Source organism: Sphingomonas hankookensis (assembly GCF_001619955.1).
In the GTDB taxonomy this organism is placed as follows: Bacteria; Pseudomonadota; Alphaproteobacteria; order Sphingomonadales; family Sphingomonadaceae; genus Sphingomonas; species Sphingomonas hankookensis_A.
Genome location: NZ_LQQO01000006.1, coordinates 19,734 through 42,341, shown reverse-complemented (window position 1 = coordinate 42,341; position 22,608 = coordinate 19,734). Strand labels below are relative to the sequence as shown.

Below are 22,608 nucleotides of genomic sequence, written 5' to 3'. Positions count from 1 at the left end.
GCGCAGGCGGGAGTCCAGGGTTCCAGACGCTAACGCTCGTTACTTGGCCCTGGACCCCCGCCTGCGCGGGGGTACGGTGTGTAGGGGCGGCTTATCGTTACGCCGCCTGGTCGCGCCGGTCGGATAGCGCGCCGAGGATCGCGACGATGCCGCCGAACAGGAAGCTGGCGTCGAGGATATAGCAGGGCAGGGTCAGTGCCGACCATGGCACCGTCGTGTAGAGCGGGATCGCCAGCACGATGTTCGGGGCGGTCGTCGCGACGTTGGGATAGGCTCGCTCGCTGACCCGTGGTCGAAGAGGACTTGCGTCGCCCAATCCCCTAACGGCCAGCGTACCTCGGCGGCGGCCGGGGTCCAGTTGGGAAGGCTTTGCCGTACGGTACTGGCGTTTCCCAACTGGGCCCCGGCCTTCGCCGGGGTGCGGATTGGGGACTTCCCTAGTGGTTTCGCCGTGCATCCCGGTGCCGCCTGTTCCTACCGTTGCAGGAGAGGAAGCGGGACCCCGGGTCGGGCCCGGGGTGACGTGTGAGTGAGGGGACGTCCCCAGCTCGACAGGTTCGCCCCCGGGTTCGCCGAGGGTGACGGGTGGGCGAGGGGGCGTCGTTATGCCTCGCGCCGGTCGGAGAGCGCGCCGAGGATTGCGACGATGCCGCCGAACAGGAAGCTGGCGCCGAGGATATAGCCGGGCAGGGTCAATGCCGACCAAGGCACGGTCGTGTAGAGCAGGATCGCCAGCACGATATTGAGCGCGCCGAGCAGCAGCATCGGTACGCGCAAACGCCTGAAGCGGAAGCCGATCACCAGCTCCATGACGCCGCGGGCGCCGAGCCAGATGATCATCATCAGCGTCAGCGACAGCGCGCCGCCGACCGGCAGGACGATCATATAGCCGCCGGCAAGGACCGACAGCAGCCCGAAGAACAGCGCATAGCCCCGCCCGCTGCGGTTGCGGAAGGCGGCGATCAGCGAGGCGATGCCGCCGACGAGGAAGAAGAAGCCGACCACGATCGTCGCCGCCAGCGTCGCCGGGAAGGGCGCGGCGAAGGCAAGGATGCCGATCAGTACCGATACGACACCATAGGCGAGCGTCCAGCCCCATCCGGGGGCAGCTTTGCGGGGTTCGCGGGCGAAATCGGTCATCATGCTCCTCCTGTATACCATCGGAACGGGTATGGTTCGTCGCGGTTCCGGGCGAGGCGCTCTGGTCGAATCAGGCCCGGATGGTTACGTCCGTCGGATGGCGCATTCCGGGTTCGTACCGCTTCGTATCTTTTCCTCCTTCACCATGCTTGAAGGGGCGATCGATCCCAAGGCGATCGCGAAACAGGCACGCAAGCTGGGCTTTCCCGCCGCCGGGCTGACCGATCGCAACGGGCTGTACGCAGCCATGGCGTTTTCGGATGCGTGCAAGGATCAGGGCGTGCAGCCGGTGGTCGGCACACTGCTGGCGGTTGCGCGGCCGGGCGGGGTCGAGGGCGTCGAGCCGGAGATCGACTGGTTGCCGCTGTTCGCGCAGGACCGCCAAGGCTACGACAATCTGTGTGCGCTGGTGTCGATGGCGCATCTCGACCGGCCGGTCGAGATTCCGGCGCATGTGCCGATCGATGCGCTGATCGGGCGCAGCGACGGGCTGGTCGCGCTGACCGGGGCGGGCGACGGGGCGCTGGCGCGGCTGTTCGCTGCCGGGCGCGAGGACGAAGCCCTGGCCTATACCGACCGGTTGCAGGCGCTGTTCGGCGACCGGCTCTATGTCGAACTGGCGCGGCGGGGCGAGGGCGTCGAGCAGCGGGCGGAGCCGTTCCTCCTCGACCTCGCCTATGCCCGCGACCTGCCGCTGGTCGCGACCAATCCGTGCTGCTTTGCCGAGGCGGATTTCCACGATGCGCATGACGCGATGCTGTGCATTGCCTCCTCAAGCTATGTCGCGAGCGAGGATCGCCAGCGGTCGTCGCCCGAGGCGTGGCTGAAGCCGGCGCCGGTGATGCAGGCAATGTTCGCCGACCTGCCCGAGGCGCTGGCCAACACGCTGGTCGTGGCGCAGCGTTGCGCGGTGGCGGCGCCCAAGCGCAAGCCGATCCTGCCGAGCCTGGCCGGCGATCGCGAGGGCGAGGCGTTGAAGCTGCGCGTCGATTCGCGTGCCGGGCTGGTCGACCGGCTGCGCAAGATCGTCGCGCTGGAAGAGGGCATGGTGACCGCCGAGGTCGCGGTCGCGGCACCCGCACCATGGGAGGATGCGCCGACGCCGGCGGCGACCGGCGAGGTGTCGGAATTGTCCGAGGACGAGCTGGTCGCGCGCTTCCCCGACTATTTCAGCCGGCTCGATTTCGAACTCGACGTCATCTGTCAGATGGGGTTTCCGGGCTACTTCCTGATCGTTGCCGACTTCATCAAATGGGCGAAGGACCATGATATTCCGGTGGGGCCGGGCCGTGGTTCGGGCGCAGGTTCGGCGGTCGCCTGGGCGCTGACCATCACCGATCTCGACCCGATCAAGCTGGGGCTGCTGTTCGAACGCTTCCTGAACCCGGAACGCGTGTCGATGCCCGACTTCGACATCGACTTCTGCGAAACCCGGCGGGGCGAGGTCATCCGCTACGTCCAGCAGAAATATGGCCGCGATCAGGTGGCGCAGATCATCACCTTCGGGAAGCTGAAGGCGCGCGCGGTGCTGAAGGATACCGGCCGCGTGCTGCAGATGAGCTATGGCCAGGTCGATCGCCTCGCCAAGCTGGTGCCGAACCATCCGACCGATCCATGGACGCTGGACCGCGCGATCAACGGCGTATCCGAGCTTAACCAGCAGTATGAGCGCGAGGAGGATGTGCGGCGGCTGCTCGACCTCGCCATGAAGCTGGAGGGGTTGCCGCGGCACAGCTCGACCCACGCGGCGGGCGTGGTGATCGGCGACCGGCCGCTTAGCGAACTGGTGCCGCTGTACCGCGATCCGCGGTCCGACATGCCGGTGACGCAGTTCGACATGAAATATGTCGAGGGCGCGGGCCTCGTGAAGTTCGACTTTCTGGGCCTCAAGACGCTGTCGGTGCTGAAGTTCGCGGTCGAATTGCTGGCGCGGCGGGGGGTCGTGGTCGATCTCGACAGTCTGCTCTGGGACGATCCGGCGACCTACGAACTGCTCAAGCGCGGCGACACGGTCGGGGTGTTCCAGCTGGAATCGGAAGGGATGCGGCGGACGCTGACCGCGGTGCGGCCGACCAATTTCGGCGACATCATCGCGCTGGTGTCGCTGTACCGGCCGGGGCCGATGGACAACATCCCCTCGTTCGGCGCGCGCAAGGCCGGACGGGAAGAGATCATCTATCCCCACGACCTGCTCGAACCGATCCTGAAGGAGACCTACGGGATCTTCGTCTATCAGGAACAGGTGATGCAGGCCGCGCAGATCCTGGCGGGCTATTCGCTGGGCGGCGCGGACATGCTGCGGCGCGCGATGGGCAAGAAGGTCAAGGCGGAGATGGACGCGCAGCGATCCATCTTCGTGAAGGGCTGTGCCGAGGTGAACGGGATTCCGGAGGCGAAGGCCAACGAGCTGTTCGACTTGATCGACAAGTTCGCAGGATACGGGTTCAACAAGAGCCACGCGGCGGCCTATGCGCTGCTGGCGTATCAGACGGCGTGGCTGAAGGCGCATCATCCGCATGAGTTCTTCGCGGCGTCGATGGCGTTCGATTATCCGCAGACCGACAAGCTGGCGATCTTCGTCGATGACATGAAGCGGTTGCGCATCGACTGCCTGCCGCCCTGCATCAATTCGAGCGATGCGACTTTCGGGGTCGAGGAGACGCCGGAAGGTGGCCTTGCGGTGCGCTATGCGTTGTCGGCGCTGAAGGGCGTCGGCGAGCGGGCGATGGAACTGATGGTCGAGGAGCGGGCGGCGAAGGGGCCGTACAAGTCGCTCGACGATTTCGCGGGGCGGGTCGATCCCAAGCTGCTCAACAAGCGGCAGATCGAGACGCTGGCGGCGGCGGGCGCGTTCGAATGCGTCGAGGGCGACCGGGCGGGCGTGCACGCGCTGGCCGATACGCTGATGGCGACCGCGCAGCGGACCGAGGCGAACCGGTCGAGCGGGCAGGGCGGGTTGTTCGGGGAAGCGAGCGGTGCCGTCGAGACCGCGATGCGCGTGCCCGACGTCCATTGGTCGCTCACGCAAGCGATCGCGGCGGAGAAGGATGCGTTCGGATTCTATTTCTCGGCCCATCCGCTCGACCGTTACGCGCATCTCGCCAGTGCGCATGGCGCGCGCAAGATAGCCGATCTGGCCGATACCCATGTGCCCGAAGGCGGCCGAGTCGGCGCGACGGTGGCGGCGCTGGTCGAGGATGCGCGCTGGCGGACCTCGGCACGTGGCAAGCGGTACATGATGGCGACGCTGTCCGATGCGACCGGGCAGGTGCCGGTGACGTGTTTCGACGAGGGGCCGGCGAACGATCTGGAGGCGGCGGGCAAGGTCGGCGGGTGCGGGCTGTTCACGCTGGAACTCGACCGGCGGGCGGGTGACGAGAGTGCGCGGGCGACGGTCAAGTCGTTGAAGCCGTTCGACGTTATCGCCCGCGACGTGCGGCTGCGGCTTGACCTCACCATCGACGATCCCGCCGCCTATCCGGCGCTGGCCGGGCTGGTCCAGCATGAGCGGGGAGCACGCGGCGAGATCTGGGTTTCGGTGCCGGCTACGCCAGGAATCGAAGCCCGGGTATGCCTGGGCCGCGATTTCCGGATCGATGGCGAGCTTGCCGAACGGGTCGGCAGGCTGCAAGGTGTCACCCAGGCGGCGTTCGATACGGTGAAGGCACCGCTCGCCGCCGTGGGATAGGGGCGTGACAGCCCCGTTCGCGAAGGAGAGTGCGCGTGCTGGGCGGAATGCAGGATTTCGAACTTCGAGTACCCCGACTGCTCGACCATGCCGAGCGTGAGCATGGGGGTCGCGAGATCGTCACCCGCTGGGCGAACGGAACCGAGACGCGGACCAACTGGGCCGGTATCGCGCGGGATGCGCGGCGGCTGGCGCAAGCGCTGGAGCGGCTGGGTATCCGGCGCGGCGACCGCGTGGCGACGATGGCGATGAACCACGCCCATCACCTGATCGCGTGGTACGGCGTGATCGGCATGGGCGGGATCATCCATACCATCAATCCGCGGCTGTTCGACGACCAGCTGGCCTATATCGCCGACCATGCCGGTGATCGGGTGCTGTTCTACGATGCGGTGTTCGCGCCGATCATCGAGCGGATGAAGCCCCGCCTGTCGGGTATCGAGCATTTCATCGTGATGGACGGCGACGGGCCGGACAGCTTTGCCGCGCTGATCGCGCCTGAAACCGGCGACTATGCCTGGGTCGAGGGGGACGAACGCGAGCATTGCATGATCTGCTATACCAGCGGCACGACCGGCGATCCGAAGGGCGTGATCTATTCGCACCGGTCGAACGTGCTGCACGCGATCGCCGAGCTGCAACCCGACGAGTTCGACCTGTCGCAGCGCGCCGTCTGCCTGCCGGTGGTGCCGATGTTCCATGCGGTCGGCTGGGGCCTGCCCTTTGCGGCGCCGGCGGTGGGGGCGAAGATCGTGTTCTCGGCGGTCAACGATCCCGCCGTGCTGTGCGACCTGATGAACCGGGAGCGGGTGACGCATTCGGCAGGCGTGCCGACCGTCTGGTTCGCGATGTTCCAATATATGGACGCGACGGGGCAGGCGCCCGAGCATCTGAAGGTCGTGACGATCGGCGGGTCGGCCGCGCCGCGCGCGATGATCGAGCGGATCATGCGGATGGGCGTGCGGGTCAATCACGCATGGGGCATGACCGAGACATCGCCGATCGGGACGATGGGTGCGCCGGGGTCGGACTGGGACGATCTGAGCTTCGACCAGCGGGTCGATCAGGTGTGCCGACAGGGCAAGGTCCCGTTCGGCGTCGAGCTGCGCACCGTCGACGAGGAGGGCAACGTCCTGCCGCGCGACGGGCAGACGTCGGGCCAGTTGCAGGTGCGGGGCCCCTGGGTCATCAAACGCTATTTCCGCGACGAGGCGGGCGACGCGCTGACGCCGGATGGCTGGTTCGACACCGGTGACGTGGCGATGCTGCACCCCGACGGCACGATGCAGATTACCGACCGGGCGAAGGACGTCATCAAATCGGGCGGCGAATGGATCAGTTCGGTCGATCTGGAGAATGCAGCGGTCGGCTGTCCGGGTGTTGCCGAGGCGGCGGCGATCGGCGTGCCGCATCCGCGCTGGGACGAACGGCCGGTGCTGCTGGTGGTGAAACGGCCAGATGCGGAGGTGACGGTCGAAGCGGTGATGGCCCATCTGGCGACCAAGGTCGCGAAATGGTGGCTGCCCGACCGGGTGATCTTCGTCGACGCGCTGCCGCACAGCGCCACGGGGAAGCTGAAGAAGGCCGCGCTGCGCGGGGAATATCGCGGGGTGCTGGCGTGATCGCTACACGACCGGGTCGGTGAACAGCCCGGTCATCACCGTCGAGGCATAGAAGCCGACCGCGCGGTCGCGCGGCATGGTCGCCGCCCAGCCGCGCAGGTCGAAGGCGGCGTTCTGCAACGCCATCAGCGCCTGTGCGGCGATCAGCGGGTCGACCGCACGGACCGATCCTTCGGTGATGCCGTCGCTGATCGTGCCGGCAAAGCGGCGGGCGATCCGGTTGGAGCGGTCGACCATCGCCTGCCGCACGCCGACGGGAAGGCCGGCGAGCGCGGTGGTGCGCAGCAGCGGCCCCTGTTCGGTGAACTGCGCGTCGACCAGCGTCGCCAGCGTGCTGGACAGGCGTTGCCAGTGGCTGCCGCCGTCACGGTCGGCGGCGCGCTGCGCGGCGGAAATGGTGTCGAAGCTGCGCTGGTAACAGGCGGCGACCAGATCGTCCTTGGCATCGAGGTGATGGTAGAACGACCCCTTGGTCACGTTCAGTTCGGACGCGATCCGCTGCACCGAGGCGCCGCGATAGCCGAGTTCGTTGATGAGCCGGGTGGCGGCACGCAGAAAGGCGTCGCGCGCCGGCTCCGCATCCGCCTGTTCCAGCACCAGCGGTTCGGGGTCCCAGCGCTGGCCGGGGCCGGCAAGGCCGTGGGTGAACACGTCCATCAACCGCGCCTCCACCCGGTCATATTGGTCGGGTTCGTAACGGTCGATCCAGACGGTCAGCCAGAAGCAGTTTTCGAGCAGCATGTGCGCGCGGGCACCCTGCACATCCTTGGCGATGCGGTCGCGTGGTTCCCCCCACAACGTGCGTGCCTTGCGGAAGACGTCGCGCCAGCGCGCCAGCAGCCGGGCCTTGAACGGATCCTCCATCGCGCGCAGGTCGGACAGCATCGCGACGGGACGTTCCTCGTCCGCCTCGATCCGGCGCTGGCGGTCGAAATGGATCGACAGGAATTCGGCGACGCGCGCCTGTGGCGTCGGCTGGCGCAGCGATTCGTCGAGCGCCGCGTGCAGCCAGTCGAGCGTGTGGTCGAAGGCGGCGGCGGCGAGGTCCTCCTTGCGCTTGAAGTAATAGGTGACGCTGGTGGTGTTCAGCCCAACGCGGCGCGCGACATCGGCAAAGGTCATGCCCTTGGCACTCGCTTCGTTGATCGCCTCGGCTGCTGCGGCAAGGATGGCGTCGCGCTTGGCGCGGTAGCGTTTGGTGGCCCCGTCGGTCGTCGTCATGGTCCCATCTCTAGCAGATCGGGTGTGGACCCCAAGCCCCATTATCGCACCATACCGCGACGTCATCTGCGCTTTACCGAATATCCGGTATGGCGTAGACCGGGCAAAACAGTTGCAATGGGAGACGGATGTTGGACTTTCGGTTCAGTGCGCGCGAAACCGAATATCGCGACCGCGTGGCGGCGTTCATCGCCGAGCATGTCGCCCCGGCCGACCATGCATATCATGCCGAGGTCGCGCGCGGCGATCGCTGGGCACCGGTCGCGATGCTGGAGCCGCTGAAGGAAAAGGCGAAGGCCGCCGGACTGTGGAACCTGTTCATGCCGCCGCATTCGGGCGCGCCGATGGTCGATGAGAGCTTTGCGTTCGAAGGGACGCAATTGTCCAACGTCGAATATGCGCTGTGCGCCGAGGAGATGGGCAAATGGCATTGGGCGAGCGAGGTGTTCAACTGTTCCGCGCCCGACACCGGCAATATGGAGGTGCTGCACCGCTATGGCACGCGCGAGCAGAAGGAAGCGTGGCTCAAGCCGCTGATGGAAGGCACGATCCGCTCCGCCTTCCTGATGACCGAGCCGGCGGTGGCGTCTTCGGATGCGACCAATATCGAGACGCGGATCGTGCGCGATGGCGATGATTATGTGATCGACGGGCGCAAATGGTGGTCGTCGGGCACCGGCGATCCGCGCTGCAAGGTGGCGATCGTAATGGGCAAGACCGATCCGGATGCGCGGCGGCACCAGCAGCAGAGCATGATCCTGGTGCCCATGGACACGCCGGGGGTACGGATCGAGCGGATGCTGCCGGTCTATGGGTACGACCATGCCCCGCACGGCCATGGCGAGGTGGTGCTGGAGCAGGTGCGGGTGCCGGCTGCGAACCTGTTGCTGGGCGAGGGGCGCGGGTTCGAGATCGCGCAGGGGCGGCTGGGGCCGGGGCGCATTCATCATTGCATGCGGACCATCGGCGTGGCGGAGATGGCGCTGGCGGCGATGGCGAAGCGGCTGCAATCGCGCGTGGCGTTCGGCAAGGCTATCGCCGAGCATTCGGTGTGGGAACAGCGGGTCGCGCGCGCGCGGATCGATATCGAGATGACGCGGCTTCTGTGCCTGAAGGCGGCCGACATGATGGACCGTGCGGGTAACAAGGCGGCGCAGGGCGAGATCGCGATGATCAAGGTGCAGGCGCCGACCATGGCGCTACAAATTCTCGACGATGCGATCCAGGCCCATGGCGGGGGCGGGGTGTCGGAGGATTTTCCGCTCGCCGCCGCATGGGCCGGGGTGCGCACGCTGCGCTTTGCCGACGGGCCGGACGAGGTCCACAACCGCGCCATCGCCCGTGCCGAGTTCGCGAAGGTGGCCGATGAACGCTGACCTCGATCTCGCGCGGCTGGGGCCGTGGCTGGCGGCGACGGTGGGCGAGGGGCCGGTCGAGGTTACGCGCTATCCGGGCGGGCAGAGCAATCCGACCTACCGGGTCGAGATGGCAGCGGGGTCGTTCGTCTTGCGGCGGAAGCCGTTCGGACCGCTGTTGCCCAGTGCCCATGCTGTCGAGCGGGAATATGCGCTGATCGCGGCGCTGCATCCGACCGGCTTTCCGGTGCCGCGGCCGATCGCGCTGTGCGAGGATACGGAGGTGATCGGTGCGCCCTTCTACCTGATGGAGCGGGTGGCCGGGCGGACGATCTGGGACGGGTCGATGCCGGACATGACCCCGGTCGAGCGGCGGGGGCATTATGAGGCGATGATCGATGCGCTGGCCGCGTTGCATGCGATCGATCCGGTGGCGGTGGGCCTGGGCGATTATGGCAAGCCGGGCAATTATTTCGAGCGGCAGGTGGCGCGTTGGACCCGGCAATATCGTGCGAGCCAGACCGACGACCTGCCCGATGTCGAACGGCTGATCGACTGGCTGCCGCGCACCGTACCGGCGCAGGAGCGGGTGTCGATCGTTCATGGCGATTACCGGATCGACAATCTGATCTTTGCCGAAGCCGAACCGCGCGTCGCGGCGGTGCTCGACTGGGAATTGTCGACGCTGGGCGATCCGATGGCCGATTTCACCTATCTGCTGATGAACTGGGGCACCGAGCCGGATGGGCGGTCGGGGATCAAGGGGCTGGCGGGCGGCGACAGCGGCATTCCGACGATGGACGAGGTGGTGGCGCGCTACTGCACCGCGACCGGGCGGCGCGACGTGCCGCAGCTGGAATGGTATTTCGCCTATAACCTGTTCCGCCTGACCGGCATCGTGCAGGGCATCAAGCAGCGGCTGCGCGACGGCAATGCCGCGAGCGCGCAGGCGGCGGCGATGGCGGCCAAGGTGCCGATGCTGGCGGCAATGGCATGGGATTTCGCGAAGAAGGCGGGGGCGTGATGCGCTTTGCGGGCAAGTCGGTGCTGGTCACCGGGGCGGGATCCGGCATCGGGCGTGCGACCGCGCTGGCCTTTGCCCGCGAAGGGGCGGGCGTGGTGTGTGCCGATGTGGCGCAGGGCGACGTGACGGCGGCGATGATCGAGGACATGGGCGGCCGGGCGGTCGCGTGCGCGATGGATGCCGGGGAGGACGCGGATGTCGCGCGGGCGATCGCACTGGCGGTCGACACGTTCGGCGAGATCGACGTGGTGCATGCCAATGCCGGCATATCGGGCGGGATCGCCGGGCTGTTCGACACGACCGCCGAGGACTGGTCGGAAATCCTGCGGGTCAATCTGATCGGCCCGTTCCTGGCGATCCGCCATGCCGCGCCGATCATGGCGGCGGCCGGCGGCGGGGCGATCGTGTGCACCGCCAGCGTTGCCGGGCTGCGATCGGGCGCGGGTGGCGCGGCCTATTCGGCGTCGAAGGCGGGCGTCATCAACCTGGTGCAGACCGCCGCGCAGCAGCTGTCCGGATCGGGCGTGCGGGTCAATGCCGTATGCCCCGGCTTGGTCGAGACCGGCATGACCGCGATGGTGTACGACCATGCGCGGCAGTCGGGCAAGGAAGCACGGATCGGGCGGCTGAACCCGCTGCGGCGCGGTGGCGAGCCGGAGGAGGTGGCGGCAGTCGTGCTGTTCCTGAGCTCGGCCGAGGCGAGCTATGTCAACGGGCAGGCGCTGGCGGTCGATGGCGGGCTGTCGTCGAGCCATCCGGTCACCCGGCAGGACTATGGGCGTACCGCCATCTGACGGGGCGGAACGAATCGGATTGCCGCCCTTTGTCGTTCAAAGACAAAGGAGTTTGCCGATGACCGCCCTGCTGAAACCGCCGATCCGCTATTCGGCAAGCCTGGAGCAGCCGCAGCCAGACGAAGCGGAGGCGGTCGCGGATATGGAGCGGTCGTTCGACACGATCCTGGAGACGACCTCGAAGGATTATGGCAAGGCGGTTCGCGCGGTCCATGCCAAGGGGCATGGCATCCTGAAGGGTGAGCTGACCATCCATGACGACCTGCCGCCGGAACTGGCGCAGGGGCTGTTCGCGACGCCGGGCGTGCATCCGGTGATCCTGCGATTCTCGACCAATCCGGGCGACATCATCGACGATGCGATCGGGTTGCCGCGTGGTCTGGCGTGGAAGGTGCTGGAGGTCGACGGCGAGCGGCTTTCCGGTGCGGAGGGGCGGACGCAGGACTTCGTGATGGTCAATGCGCCTGCCTTCGCCGCGCCGACGCCGCAGAAATTCGCGGGCAATCTGAAGCTGCTCGCCAAGACGACCGACAAGGCGGAATGGGCGAAGAAGGCGCTGTCCTATGTCCTGCGCGGGGCGGAAGCGGCGCTGGAAGCGGTCGGGACCGAGAGTACGTTGCTCAAGACGATGGGCGGGTCGAAGAACGTCCATCCGCTGGGCGAGACCTATTTCTCCGCGACGCCGTTCCGCCACGGGGCGTTCGTCGCCAAATATCAGCTGGTGCCTGTGTCGCCCGATCTGGTCGCGCTGACCGATCGGGTGATCGATACGAGCGACCGGCCGAACGCGATCCGTGAGGATATGCAGGCGGATGCCCGCCGGGTGCGCGGCGAATGGGAGGTCCGGGTGCAGCTGCTGCGCGATACCGATGCCCAGCCGATCGAGGATGCGGCGACGCCGTGGCCGGAAGATGTCAGCCCGTTCATCACCGTCGCGACGATCCGGACAGAGCCGCAGGACAGCTGGTCGGCGGACCAGGTGGCCGAGGTGGACGACAATCTGCGCTTCAGCGTGTGGACCGGGCTGGCGGCGCATCAGCCGCTGGGCGGGGTGAACCGGGTGCGCAAGCCGATCTACGACCATTCGGTGCAGTATCGACGGCGGTTCAACGGGTGTCCGTTGCACGAGCCGGGTTGAGGGGGCTTTCGTACTCCCGTGGAGGCGGGAGTCCAGGGCGGCAAACGGTAACGTTTGTGACAGGGCAACCCTGGACCCCCGCCTTCGCGGGGGTACGGTCATGGAGCGGGCGTGGCTACTCCCTTACCCGCACCAGCCCTTCCTGCGCGACGCTTGCCACCAACCGCCCGTCGCGGCTGAAGAAGCGGCCGCGGTTGAAGCCGCGGGCGTGGCCGGCCCAGGGGCTGTCGGTCTGGTACAGCAGCCAGTCGTCGGCGCGGAACGGTTCGTGCAGCCAGAGCGCGTGGTCGAGGCTGGCGGTCTGTACCTGGTCCATCATCCAGTGGATGCCGTGCGGCAACATGCAGGTGCCGAGCAGCATCATGTCGCTGGCATAAGCGAGGATCGCGCGGTGCAGCGTCATGTCGTCGCCGATCGGCGCGACCGCCCGGAACCAGCCATGTTGCAGCGGGGCGCGCTTGGTCGGGTCGCTCCAGTGCTCGGCCTCGACCGGGCGGATCTCGATCGGACGGGCGCGCAGGAACAGGCGGCGAAACTTCTCCGGAATGCGGTCCTGCATCGTTTCACGCAGTTCACGGTCGGTCGGCAAAGCCTCGGGCGGCGGCACGTCGGGCATCGCATCCTGATGCGCCAGCCCGTTCTCGGGCAGCTGGAACGATGCCGCCATGTTAAGGATCGCCTGCCCGCGCTGCATCGCGATCACGCGGGCATTGGCGAAGCTGCGCCCGGCAAAGTCGCGGACCACGCGATAGACGATCGGATGCTGTTCATCGCCCGGCCGCATGAAATAGGCGTGGAGCGAGTGCGCGATCTTCTCCCCGCCGATCGAACGCTGGGCGGCCTGCAGCGCCTGAGCAATAACCTGCCCGCCGAACACCCGGCCGACGCCGCCCGGATTGCGGGCGCCGCGATACAGGTCGGTGTCGATCTCCTCGATATCGAGCAGGCGGACGAGACCGGCGATCAGATCGTCGGGTGTTGGCTCCATCAATATCCCCCGGCGCGCGCCACACGGTCGGTGTGATAGCCGATATCGCCGAACATTTCGGTCAGGACGCGGGCGCGCTTCATGAAGAAGCCTATATCAGCCGCGTCGGTCATGCCAATGCCGCCATGCATCTGCACCGCTTCCTGCACCGACAGGGTGGTGGCGATGCCGGTCATCGCCTTCGCAACGGAGACGGCGAGGTCGGCGTCGGGCGAACCCTGGTCGAGCAGTTGCTGCGCCTTCAGCACGGCGGCGCGGGCGACCTCCAGTTCGCAATAAAGATGCGCGGCGCGGTGTTGCAGCGCCTGGAAACTGCCTATGGTCTGGCCGAACTGCTTGCGCTGGCGCAGATAGTCGAGGGTGCGAGTGGCGGCGCCATCGCCGACGCCGAGCGATTCCGCCGCCGCCCCGGTCCGTGCGGCGCCGAGCAGGCGGGCAAGCGCCGTCCCGCCGTCATCGACCGCGCCGACCACCGCGTCGCCATCGACCATGACGTTATCGAAGGTCAGCCGTGCGGCGATGCTGCTGTAGACCAGCCGCCGCGGATCGGCAGTCATGCCCGGTGTGCCGGCCGGCAGCGCGAACAGGGTCAGGCCGTCCTTGTCGTCGGCTTGGCCGGCAGTGCGGGCGACGACGAGGATCAGGTCGGCGACATGGCCATGGGTCACGAACTGCTTGGTGCCCGACAGACGGAAGCCGTTGCCGGCGCGCTCGGCGCGGAGCGCCACGCTGTCGCCATGCTTGGCGCGCTCGTCGATGGCGAGCGCGGCGACGGTTCGGCCTGCGGCGATTTCGGGAAGCCAGCGTTCGCCGGACGACGTGCCGGCCAGCGCCGCGACGGCGGCGACCGAGGTGGTGAGGAACGGGGAGGGCGACAGGTTGCGGCCGATCTCCTCCAGCACGATGCCGGCCTCGACATGGCCAAGGCCCAGGCCGCCGGCGCTTTCGGGCACCATCATGCCGGTGAAGCCCATCTCGGCGAACTTGGCCCAGAGGTCGCGGTCGAAGCCGGTGGGGTCGTCAGCATCGCGCAGCGCGCGCAGATGCGCGACCGGCGCGGCCTCCCCCAGAAATTCGCGCGCCGTATCGGCGAGCATCGTCTGATCTTCGTTCAGAAACAACGGCATGATGGTAATTCCTGACAGACGGTTACTGGGTCGGCAGGTCGAGAATACGACGCGCGATGATGTTGAGCTGGATTTCGGACGTGCCGCCCTCGATCGAATTGGCCTTGGTGCGCAGCCATGCGCGGGCTTCGGCGCCGTCTCGGCTGTCGGAGCCCTCCCATTCGAGCAGGTCGCTGCCGCCCGCCGCCATCATCAGCTCGTGGCGCGTCTTGTTCAGCTCGGTCCCGACATATTTCATCATGCTGGGCTGCGCCGGATGGGCGCGGTTCGCCTTCAGTTCGTCGATGAAGCGTTCGGACATGGCGGCAAAGGCGCGGGCGCGGACATCGAAGGTCGCGAGCGTGGCGCGCAGCATCGGATCGGCGAGCCGGCCCTGATCGTCGTGCCCGACCGTCGCCACCGCGCGGTCGATCAGCGGACGATCATCGGTCAGCCCCATGCCGGAGATCATCTCCCGCTCATGGCCGAGCAGATATTTGGCGACGTCCCAGCCCTTGTTCCGTTCGCCGATCAGATTGGTCTTGGGCACGCGGACATCGTCGAAGAAGGTTTCGCAGAAGGGCGAGTTGCCGGAGATCAGCTTGATCGGGCGGGTGGCGACGCCGGGCGAGGCCATGTCGAACAACAGGAAGCTGATGCCGCCCTGCTTGGTCGAGCGGTCGGTGCGGACGAGGCAGAAGATCCAGTCGGCCTTGTCGGCATAGCTGGTCCACACCTTCTGCCCATTGACGATGAAGTCGTCGCCATCCTCCACCGCGCTGGTCTGCAGCCCGGCAAGGTCGGAGCCGGCGCCGGGTTCGCTATAGCCCTGGCACCAGCGGATTTCGCCGCGGGCGATCTTCGGCAGATGCTCCAGCTTCTGTTCTTCGGTGCCGTATTTCAGCAGCGCCGGCCCGAGCATCGAGATACCGAAGGAATAGAGCGGGTTGCGGGCGTTTATCGCCGCCATTTCCTCGCGCAAAATCTTGGCTTCGGCCGGCGACAGGCCGCCGCCGCCATAGGCGGTCGGCCAATCGGGCACGGTCCAGCCGCGTGCCGCCATGCGGTCGAGCCAGATCTTCTGGTCGGGGTTGGCGTAGGTCGCGTTGCGGCCGCCCCAGGTCGCATCCTTGTCGGAGCGGACCGGTTCGCGCATCGAGGGCGGGCAATTCTCCTCCAGCCAGGCGCGGGTGTCGGCGCGGAATTGGGCGAGGTCGCTCATGCCGAGAACCTCCCGCCCTGTTCGGCTTTCTCGCGCAGCAGCGGCGATACCTCGAAACCGTGGCGCTCCAACCCCTCGACGATCTTTTTCAGCCCTTCGGTATCGGCCCAGAACATCGGGCCGCCGCGATAGACCGGCCAGCCATAGCCATAGATCCAGACCACATCGATGTCCGACGCGCGCTGCGCCTTGCCCTCGGCCAGGATCTTCGCGCCTTCGTTGACCAGCGTGTAGAGCGTCCGCTCGATGATCTCCTGATCGGTCACCTCATGTTGCGGCGTGTTGGTCTTCTTGCGGAAATCCTCGATGATCTCGGCGACGCGCGGGCTGTTCGACGGGGTCCGCTTCGCGTCGTAATCGTAGAAGCCGGCCTGCTTCTTCTGGCCCCAGCGGCCTTCGGCGGCGAGGGCGTCGCGCAGGTTTTCGATCCGGTTGGGATCGCGGTGCCAGCCGATGTCGACGCCGGCCAGATCGGCCATCTGGAACGGGCCCATCGGCATGCCGAATTCGACATGGACCCGGTCGACCTGTTCCGGGGTGGCGCCTTCCAGCAGCAGCTTCAACGCTTCGACCTGGCGCGGTTCCAGCATGCGGTTGCCGATGAAGCCGTGACAGACGCCGGCGATGACCGCGACCTTGCGGATCTTCTTGGCCAGCGCCATCGCCGTTGCCAGCACATCGTCGGCGGTCGCATCACCGCGGACGATTTCCAACAGTTTCATGACGTTGGCGGGCGAGAAGAAGTGCAGGCCGAGTACGTCCTCCGGCCGCTTCGTCGCCTGGGCGATGACGTTGACGTCGAGATAGCTGGTGTTCGACGCGAGGATCGCGCCGGGTTTGCAGATCGCGTCGAGCCTGGCGAAAATGTCCTGCTTGACCGACATTTCCTCATACACAGCCTCGATCACCAGATCGACATCGGCCAGCGCGTTCAGGTCGAGCGTGGGGGTGAGCAGGCCCATCGCCTGGTCGACCTGTTCGGGCTTCATCCGGCCCTTGGCGGCGGTGGCGTCGTAATTCTTGCGGATCGTGGCGGTGCCGCGGTCGAGCGCGTCCTGCTGCATCTCGACGATGGTGACGGGCACGCCTGCCGACAGGAAGTTCATCGCGATGCCGCCGCCCATCGTGCCGGCGCCGATGATGCCGACGCGGTCGATCGGGCGCAGCTTCACGTCGTCGGCGATGCCGTCGATCTTCGATGCCTTGCGTTCGGCGAAGAAGATATGGCGCTGGGCCGCCGACTGGACGCCGAACATCAGCTTCATGAACTGCTGGCGTTCGAACTCGACCCCCTCGGCATAGGGGGTTTCGGTTGCCTTCACGACGCAAGCGATGTTGGCGGCGGGTGCTTCGAAGCCGCGGAAGCGGCGGGCGTTGGTTTTCTCGAAGGCGGCGATAGCTTCCGGGTCGGGGGAGAGCGGGCGCTCGGACGCGCGGGGAATCGGGCGGACGTCGGCGACTTCGCGGGCGAAGGCGATGGCGTCGGCGAGCAGGCTGTCCTCGCCGGCCAATCGGTCGACGATGCCGGCCTGCTTAGCCTTGGCAGCGGAGATCGGATCGCCCTTCGCCACCATCTCCAGCGCGACCGCGACGCCGGCGAGCCGAGGCAGGCGCTGGGTGCCTCCGGCACCGGGGAGCAGGCCGAGCTTCACCTCGGGCGTGCCGAGCTTCGCGCTGGGAACGGCGATGCGGTAGTGGCTGGCGATCGCAACCTCGCACCCGCCGCCCAGCGCCGTACCGTGGATCGCGGCGACGACCGGCTTGTCCGACGCCTCGATCCGGTCGACCACCTCCGGCAGCATCGGTTCGATCGGGGGTTTGCCGAATTCGGTGATGTCGGCCCCGGCGAAGAAGGTCCGCCCGGCGCAGGCGATCACCACCGCGCGGACCGAACCGTCGCCGGCGGCTTCCTCGATCGCGGCCGTCAGCCCCTTGCGGACCGGAGCCGACAGGGCGTTGACCGGGGGATTGTCGGCGATGACGACCAGGACGTCGCCATGGCGTTCGGTAGTCACGGGCATGTCGCATCTTCTCCATAAAATGCCATACCGGTCATTCTAAACGCCGGCGGGGTTGCTGCATTCTATTGCCTTTCGCGGGATGACAATCAATAGTGTCGGCCATGAAAAGCGGAAGGAGCGGGGCAAACCCGACCTTCGACAGATAGTCAGGAGCGGTTGCGTGGCAGGTAGCGAAGCAGGGATGACGGTGCCGGCGGACTGGCCGCGCATGTCGATGGCGGCGGTACGGGGTGCGCTGACCGCGCCGGGCCAGCCGTTCGAGATGGATCAGGTGACGATCGACGGGATCGCGACGCGGGTGTGGAAGAATGCGCCGGCGAACCTGACGCAGCTGATCGCGCTGTCGCGGACGCATGGCGATCGGCTGGCGACGATCCATGAGGACCAGCGCGTGACCTATGAGGCGCAGTATCGCGCCATCGCGACGCTCGCCGCCGAACTGCGCGCGATGGGAGTGGCGAAGGGCGACCGGGTGGCGCTGGCCATGCGCAACATGCCCGAATGGCCGGTGGCCTTCTTTGCCATCGTCGCGACCGGGGCGATCTGCGTGCCGCTCAACGCGTGGTGGAGCCCGCAGGAGCTGGCGTTCGGTGTCAACGATTCGGGCGCGCGGGTGCTGATCGTCGACCGGCAGCGGCACGACCGGCTGGACGGCGACTATCGCGCGATGCCGGGGTTGGAGGCGGTGCTGGTCGCGCGGGCGCGGGTGCCGCTGAGCGGGATCTGCCGGCGGCTGGAGGATGCGATCGGCGATTGTAGCGGCTATGCGTCGCTGCCTGAGGTTGCGCTGCCGGCGGTCGAGATCCTGCCTGACGATGCGGCGACGATCTTCTATACCAGCGGCACGACCGGGCGGCCCAAGGGGGCGCTGGGCACGCATCGCAACCTGTCGACCAATATCCTGTCGGCGGCCTATGTTGCGGCAAGGTCCTATCTGCGGCGGGGCGAGATGCCACCCGAGCCGGAGCCGAAGGTCGGGTTGCTGGTCATCCCGTTCTTTCATGTGACGGCGTGCAGCGCGTCGCTGATGGGGGCGCTGGCCGGGGGCACGACATTGGTGCTGATGCGCAAATGGGATGCGGGCGAGGCGCTGGCGCTGATCGAGCGGGAGCGGGTGCAGGTGACCGGCGGCGTGCCGACGATCGCGTGGCAGTTGCTGGAGCATCCCGACCGCGAGAAATACGACCTGTCGTCGCTGGAGGTCGTGCAATATGGCGGCGCGCCGTCGGCGCCCGATCTGGTGAAGCGGATCTTCGACGTGTTCGGTGCGCTGCCCGGCAATGGCTGGGGCATGACCGAGACGATGGCGACGGTGACGCAGCATGTCGGCGAGGATTATCTGGCGCGGCCGACCAGTTGCGGTGCGCCGGTGCCGGTCGCCGACCTGAAGATCATGGCCGATGACGGCGTGACCGAACGGCCGGTCGGCGAGGTCGGCGAGCTGTGGGCGCGCGGGCCGATGATCGTGCGTGGGTACTGGAACGCGCCGGAGGAGACGGCCAAGACCTTCGTCGACGGATGGGTGCGCACCGGCGATCTGGCGCGGCTGGACGAGGAGGGCTTTTGCACCATCGTCGACCGCGCCAAGGACATCATCATCCGCGGTGGCGAAAATATCTATTCGATCGAGGTGGAGGACGTGTTGTACGCGCATCCTTCGGTCACCGATGCCGCGTTGGTCGGCGTGCCCGATCCGGCATTGGGCGAGGTGCCGGCGGCGGTCGTCCACCTGTGTCCGGGATGCGAGGCGAGCGAGGCGGAGCTGCAGGCCTTCGTCCGTGCGCGGCTGGCGGCGTTCAAGGTGCCGGTGGCGGTGCGGTTCTCGGACACGGTGCTGCCGCGCAATGCCAATGGGAAAATTTTGAAAAGCGAGCTGCGCCAGATGTTTGCCGCGCCGGGCAAGGCGTAGCGCAGCTACGTCGAGCCGCAGGAGGCGCGGCCGGTGGGCGGCGCGTGAGGCGCCGTCCGACGACGCGGGCTTTGCCCGTGGCGGGCCTCGGTACGGGCCCGGGTGCGACGGCCAAAGTTCACTAAGTTCACACTCGCCGCGCCGGGCCAGGCCTAGCGCAGCTAGGCCGCGTCCCCAAGGCGCGGCCGGCCGGCGGCGCGTGAGGCGCCGTCCGACGACGCGGGCTTTGCCCGTGGCGAGCCTCGGTACGGACCGTGTGAGAAGGTCAAAGTTCACTAAGTTCACACTCGCCGCGCCGGGCGAAGGGGTAGCGCAGCTAGGCCGAGCCTTCAGGCACGGCCGGCCGGCGGCGCGTGAGGCGCCGTCCGACGACGCGGGCTTTGCCCGCGGCGGGCCTCGGTACGGGCCCAGGTGCGACGGTCAAAGTTCACTAAGTTCACACTCGCCGCGCCGGGCGAAGGCGTAGCGCAGCTAGGCCGAGCCTCCAGGCGCGGCCGGCCGGCGGCGCTTGAAGCGCCGTCCGACGACACGGGCTTTGCCCGTGGCGGGCTTTAGGTACGGACCGTGTGAGGCGGTTAAAGTTCACTAAGTTCACACTCGCCACATAGTCAGCGAAACAATGCTATTCAGTTGCAATAACGGTTCATCCAGCATTCGCGGCGATTGTCCCGTGCCGTCACGGGGAGATCCCAGCCTTCGCTGGGATGACGTCTGGGGCGGTTGAATGCGCGCGGCTAGCGAAGCGCGCGCAGGCGATCGGACGTGTCAAAGAGCAGGCGCGTGGGGGCGGCCGGGGCGGATCATGCGCCGGTGATGGCGTGTAGGAAAGGCCGTTCCCGCCACCCTTCGCAAGTGCCGTGAAAACTGCTAACGGCCCGGCCATGCTCAATCTGAACGGTATCACGGTGCGCCTGGGCGGGCGGACGATCCTCGACAACGCCAGTGCGGCGCTGCCGCCGGGCAGCCGCGTCGGGCTGATCGGGCGCAATGGCGCGGGCAAGTCGACGCTGGTGCGGGTGATCGCCGGCCAGTTGGAGCCCGATAATGGCGTGGCGGAGATGCCGCGGGGCAGTCGGCTGGGCTATGTCGCGCAGGAAGCGCCGGCCGGACAGGCGACGCCGTTCGAAACCGTGCTGGAAGCCGATGTCGAGCGTGCGAAGCTGATGCACGATGCCGAGACGGTGACCGATCCCGACCGGCTAGGCGATATTCACGAAAGGCTGCTGGCGATCGACGCCTATGGTGCCCCGGCGCGCGCGGCGCGGATTCTGGTCGGGCTGGGCTTTGACGAGGAGATGCAGAACCGGCCGCTGGAGAGCTATTCGGGCGGCTGGCGGATGCGCGTGGCGCTGGCGGCGTTGCTGTTCAGCCAGCCGGACGTGCTGCTGCTCGACGAACCGTCGAACCACCTCGACCTTGAAGCGGTAATGTGGCTCGAGGATTTCCTGAAAGGGTACAAAGCGACGATCGTCGTCGTCAGCCACGAGCGCGATTTCCTGAACAACGTCGTCGACCATATCCTGCACCTGCATCAGGGCAAGATCACGCTGTATCCGGGTGGATATGACGCGTTCGAGAAGCAGCGCGCCGAGCGGCTGGCGCAGCTGGAGGCGGCGCGCGCCAACCAGGCGGCGCAGCGGGCCAAGCTGCAGGAATATGTCGCCAAGAACTCGGCACGCGCCTCGACCGCCAAGCAGGCACAGTCGCGGCTGAAGATTCTCGCCAAGATGAAGCCGATCGCGGCGATGGCCGAGGACCCCAGCCTGTCGTTCGACTTCCCCGATCCCGATGAGCTGCGTCCGCCGCTCATCACGCTCGACATGGCGAGTGTCGGCTATGGCGAGACGCCGATCCTCAAGCGGCTGAACCTGCGCATCGATCCCGAGGATCGCATCGCGCTGCTGGGCCGCAACGGCAACGGCAAGACGACGCTGGCGCGGCTGCTGGCGGCGCAACTGGCGCCGATGGACGGCGACATGAACGCCGCGGGCAAGATGAAGGTTGGCTACTTCACCCAGTATCAGGTGGAGGAACTGAGCACCGACGACACCCCGCTGGAGCATATGACGCGGCAGATGAAGGGCGCGTCGCCCGCCGCCGTCCGCGCGCAGTTGGGGCGGTTCGGCTTTTCGGGGGACAAGGCGACGACATTGGTCGGGAAGCTGTCGGGCGGCGAGCGGGCGCGCCTCGCGCTGGCGCTGATTACGCGGGATGCGCCGCACATGCTGATCCTCGACGAACCGACCAACCACTTGGACGTCGATGCGCGCGAGGCGCTGGTGCAGGCATTGAACGCCTATACCGGCTGCGTGCTGCTGGTCAGCCACGACCGGCATATGCTGGAGGCGACGGCGGATCGGCTGGTGCTGGTCGATGAGGGGACCGCGAAGGAGTTCGACGGGACCATCGACGACTATATCGCGCTGGTGCTGGGCAATTCGGCGAAGGAAAAGGCAGCCAAGGCCAACAAGAAGAACGACCGCAAGGCCGCCGCCGAAGCGCGCGAAAAGGCGCAGGTGTTGCGCAAGGGGGCGCAGGCGATCGAGCGCGATCTGGCGCGGCTGACCGAACAGCGCGATGCCCTGGATGCGGCGATGGCGGGGCAGGCGTCGCCTGCGCTGGCCAAGCTGACGATGGCGCAGTTGATGAAGCGCCGCGCGAGCCTCGATACCGAAATCGAGGTGGCGGAGACGAAGTGGATGGAGGCGAACGAGGCGTTGGAGGCGCTGGCGGCGTAGGGGGATTGGCGTCACCGCTATCCCGTCGAATTATGCGTCTTGGTGTATGTGCCGCCGGGCAATGCTAAAATTCGCTTGCGGACATTTGGTATGGCGAGCAAGCTGTAGTGATGGACGCTGATCAACCGTTCTTTCGCTTCAACCCAAATGCGTATGTGGACGAAATATCATTCAAACGTTCCCAAGACGTTTGCGAGCTGTGTCGGCGAGCAAGTGTCTGGGAATATACGGGTAACATCTACACGACTTCCCTACGACCGACCGTTTGTGCACGATGCATTGCCGAGGATCGTCTTTTAGGTTTTCTCCAAGATGATCTTGCTACACTGCATGATGTGGATATCTTTGGCGCAGAGATTTCGCTTGCAAAGGAAGTTCTAACACGAACACCTGGCGTACGTTGCTTTAATCCATTCGAGTGGCCAGTCATCAATGGAATTCCACTTGCATTTATGGGATATGGTGACAACGCCGCATTGATAAACCTCCCTGGAGTCGACGAAGCTATCGAGGAAGGTTTCGCTGGATATAGGCAGGAGTCCAGTCTTGTTCCTTACGCGCTCATCTTCAAGCAACTGGATGGCGACAGGTATCGCGTAGTCGTCGACCTCGATTGAGTGCCAAGACGATGTCCGCGGCACA

Annotated in this window: 16 protein-coding genes; 9 read left to right on the top strand and 7 right to left on the bottom strand. The window is 66.8% G+C overall.

Going from position 1 to position 22,608, the window contains the following annotated elements; all coding sequences use genetic code 11:
• Positions 1–97: 97 nt before the first annotated feature.
• Together AVT10_RS18105 and AVT10_RS05245 are read right to left on the bottom strand one after the other, a co-directional pair.
• Positions 98–316, bottom strand: coding sequence for a hypothetical protein (locus AVT10_RS18105; protein ID WP_126013317.1), 219 nt, complete (start codon positions 314–316; stop codon positions 98–100).
• Between the two features lie 287 nt (positions 317–603).
• The gene (locus AVT10_RS05245) at positions 604–1,140 is read right to left on the bottom strand and encodes an HdeD family acid-resistance protein (RefSeq protein WP_066689176.1); all 537 of its coding nucleotides are present in this window, start codon (positions 1,138–1,140) and stop codon (positions 604–606) included.
• Positions 1,141–1,237: 97 nt separating this feature from the next.
• Here AVT10_RS05245 and dnaE point away from each other — a divergent pair, with 97 nt between their 5' ends.
• Together dnaE and AVT10_RS05235 are read left to right on the top strand one after the other, a co-directional pair.
• Positions 1,238–4,828 carry a DNA polymerase III subunit alpha gene (gene dnaE / locus AVT10_RS05240; protein WP_066689122.1) on the top strand — a complete coding sequence of 1,197 codons (3,591 nt, stop codon included), beginning with the start codon at positions 1,238–1,240 and terminating at the stop codon, positions 4,826–4,828.
• Positions 4,829–4,875: 47 nt separating this feature from the next.
• On the top strand, positions 4,876–6,450 hold the full coding sequence (locus AVT10_RS05235) for a long-chain fatty acid--CoA ligase (RefSeq protein WP_066689120.1): 1,575 nt from the start codon (positions 4,876–4,878) through the stop codon (positions 6,448–6,450).
• 3 nt (positions 6,451–6,453) lie between these two features.
• Here AVT10_RS05235 and AVT10_RS05230 read toward each other — a convergent pair whose 3' ends face one another.
• Positions 6,454–7,671, bottom strand: a complete 1,218-nt coding sequence (locus AVT10_RS05230; protein ID WP_084401380.1) for a TetR/AcrR family transcriptional regulator — start codon at positions 7,669–7,671, stop codon at positions 6,454–6,456.
• A gap of 131 nt (positions 7,672–7,802) precedes the next feature.
• Here AVT10_RS05230 and AVT10_RS05225 point away from each other — a divergent pair, with 131 nt between their 5' ends.
• Genes AVT10_RS05225 through AVT10_RS05210 form a run of 4 tightly spaced genes read left to right on the top strand, consistent with a single transcriptional unit; the run spans position 7,803 to position 11,982 of the window.
• Positions 7,803–9,047 carry an acyl-CoA dehydrogenase family protein gene (locus AVT10_RS05225; protein ID WP_066689173.1) on the top strand — a complete coding sequence of 415 codons (1,245 nt, stop codon included), beginning with the start codon at positions 7,803–7,805 and terminating at the stop codon, positions 9,045–9,047.
• Positions 9,037–10,050: a phosphotransferase family protein gene (locus tag AVT10_RS05220; protein WP_066689118.1), complete on the top strand. Its 1,014-nt coding sequence runs from the start codon at positions 9,037–9,039 to the stop codon at positions 10,048–10,050. Before AVT10_RS05225 ends, AVT10_RS05220 begins: the two co-directional genes overlap by 11 nt.
• Positions 10,050–10,844: an SDR family NAD(P)-dependent oxidoreductase gene (locus AVT10_RS05215; protein WP_232307887.1), complete on the top strand. Its 795-nt coding sequence runs from the start codon at positions 10,050–10,052 to the stop codon at positions 10,842–10,844. Before AVT10_RS05220 ends, AVT10_RS05215 begins: the two co-directional genes overlap by 1 nt.
• A 58-nt stretch (positions 10,845–10,902) precedes the next feature.
• Positions 10,903–11,982: a catalase family protein gene (locus AVT10_RS05210; protein WP_066689172.1), complete on the top strand. Its 1,080-nt coding sequence runs from the start codon at positions 10,903–10,905 to the stop codon at positions 11,980–11,982.
• A gap of 115 nt (positions 11,983–12,097) precedes the next feature.
• On the opposite strand, the gene AVT10_RS05205 is transcribed toward AVT10_RS05210, so the two are convergent.
• The 4 genes from AVT10_RS05205 to AVT10_RS05190 are packed head-to-tail and all read right to left on the bottom strand — an operon-like array spanning position 12,098 to position 17,319.
• Positions 12,098–12,970, bottom strand: a complete 873-nt coding sequence (locus AVT10_RS05205) for an acyl-CoA thioesterase (RefSeq protein WP_157092690.1) — start codon at positions 12,968–12,970, stop codon at positions 12,098–12,100.
• Complete coding sequence (locus AVT10_RS05200; protein ID WP_066689114.1) at positions 12,970–14,097, bottom strand: acyl-CoA dehydrogenase family protein; 1,128 nt, start codon at positions 14,095–14,097, stop codon at positions 12,970–12,972. The genes AVT10_RS05205 and AVT10_RS05200 overlap by 1 nt, the downstream gene beginning before the upstream one ends.
• A gap of 22 nt (positions 14,098–14,119) precedes the next feature.
• A complete protein-coding gene (locus tag AVT10_RS05195; RefSeq protein ID WP_066689113.1) occupies positions 14,120–15,298 on the bottom strand; it encodes an acyl-CoA dehydrogenase family protein in 1,179 nt (392 codons plus the stop codon).
• A complete protein-coding gene (locus AVT10_RS05190) occupies positions 15,295–17,319 on the bottom strand; it encodes a 3-hydroxyacyl-CoA dehydrogenase NAD-binding domain-containing protein (RefSeq protein ID WP_066689108.1) in 2,025 nt (674 codons plus the stop codon). The genes AVT10_RS05195 and AVT10_RS05190 overlap by 4 nt, the downstream gene beginning before the upstream one ends.
• 181 nt (positions 17,320–17,500) lie before the next feature.
• Here AVT10_RS05190 and AVT10_RS05185 point away from each other — a divergent pair, with 181 nt between their 5' ends.
• From AVT10_RS05185 to AVT10_RS17695, 3 genes are all read left to right on the top strand, one after another.
• Entirely contained in the window at positions 17,501–19,228 is a 1,728-nt protein-coding gene (locus AVT10_RS05185; RefSeq protein ID WP_066689106.1) for a class I adenylate-forming enzyme family protein, read from the top strand.
• A gap of 881 nt (positions 19,229–20,109) precedes the next feature.
• Positions 20,110–21,966: an ABC-F family ATP-binding cassette domain-containing protein gene (locus AVT10_RS05180; protein ID WP_066689104.1), complete on the top strand. Its 1,857-nt coding sequence runs from the start codon at positions 20,110–20,112 to the stop codon at positions 21,964–21,966.
• A gap of 110 nt (positions 21,967–22,076) precedes the next feature.
• Positions 22,077–22,583 carry a CbrC family protein gene (locus AVT10_RS17695; protein WP_084401378.1) on the top strand — a complete coding sequence of 169 codons (507 nt, stop codon included), beginning with the start codon at positions 22,077–22,079 and terminating at the stop codon, positions 22,581–22,583.
• Positions 22,584–22,608: the final 25 nt, after the last annotated feature.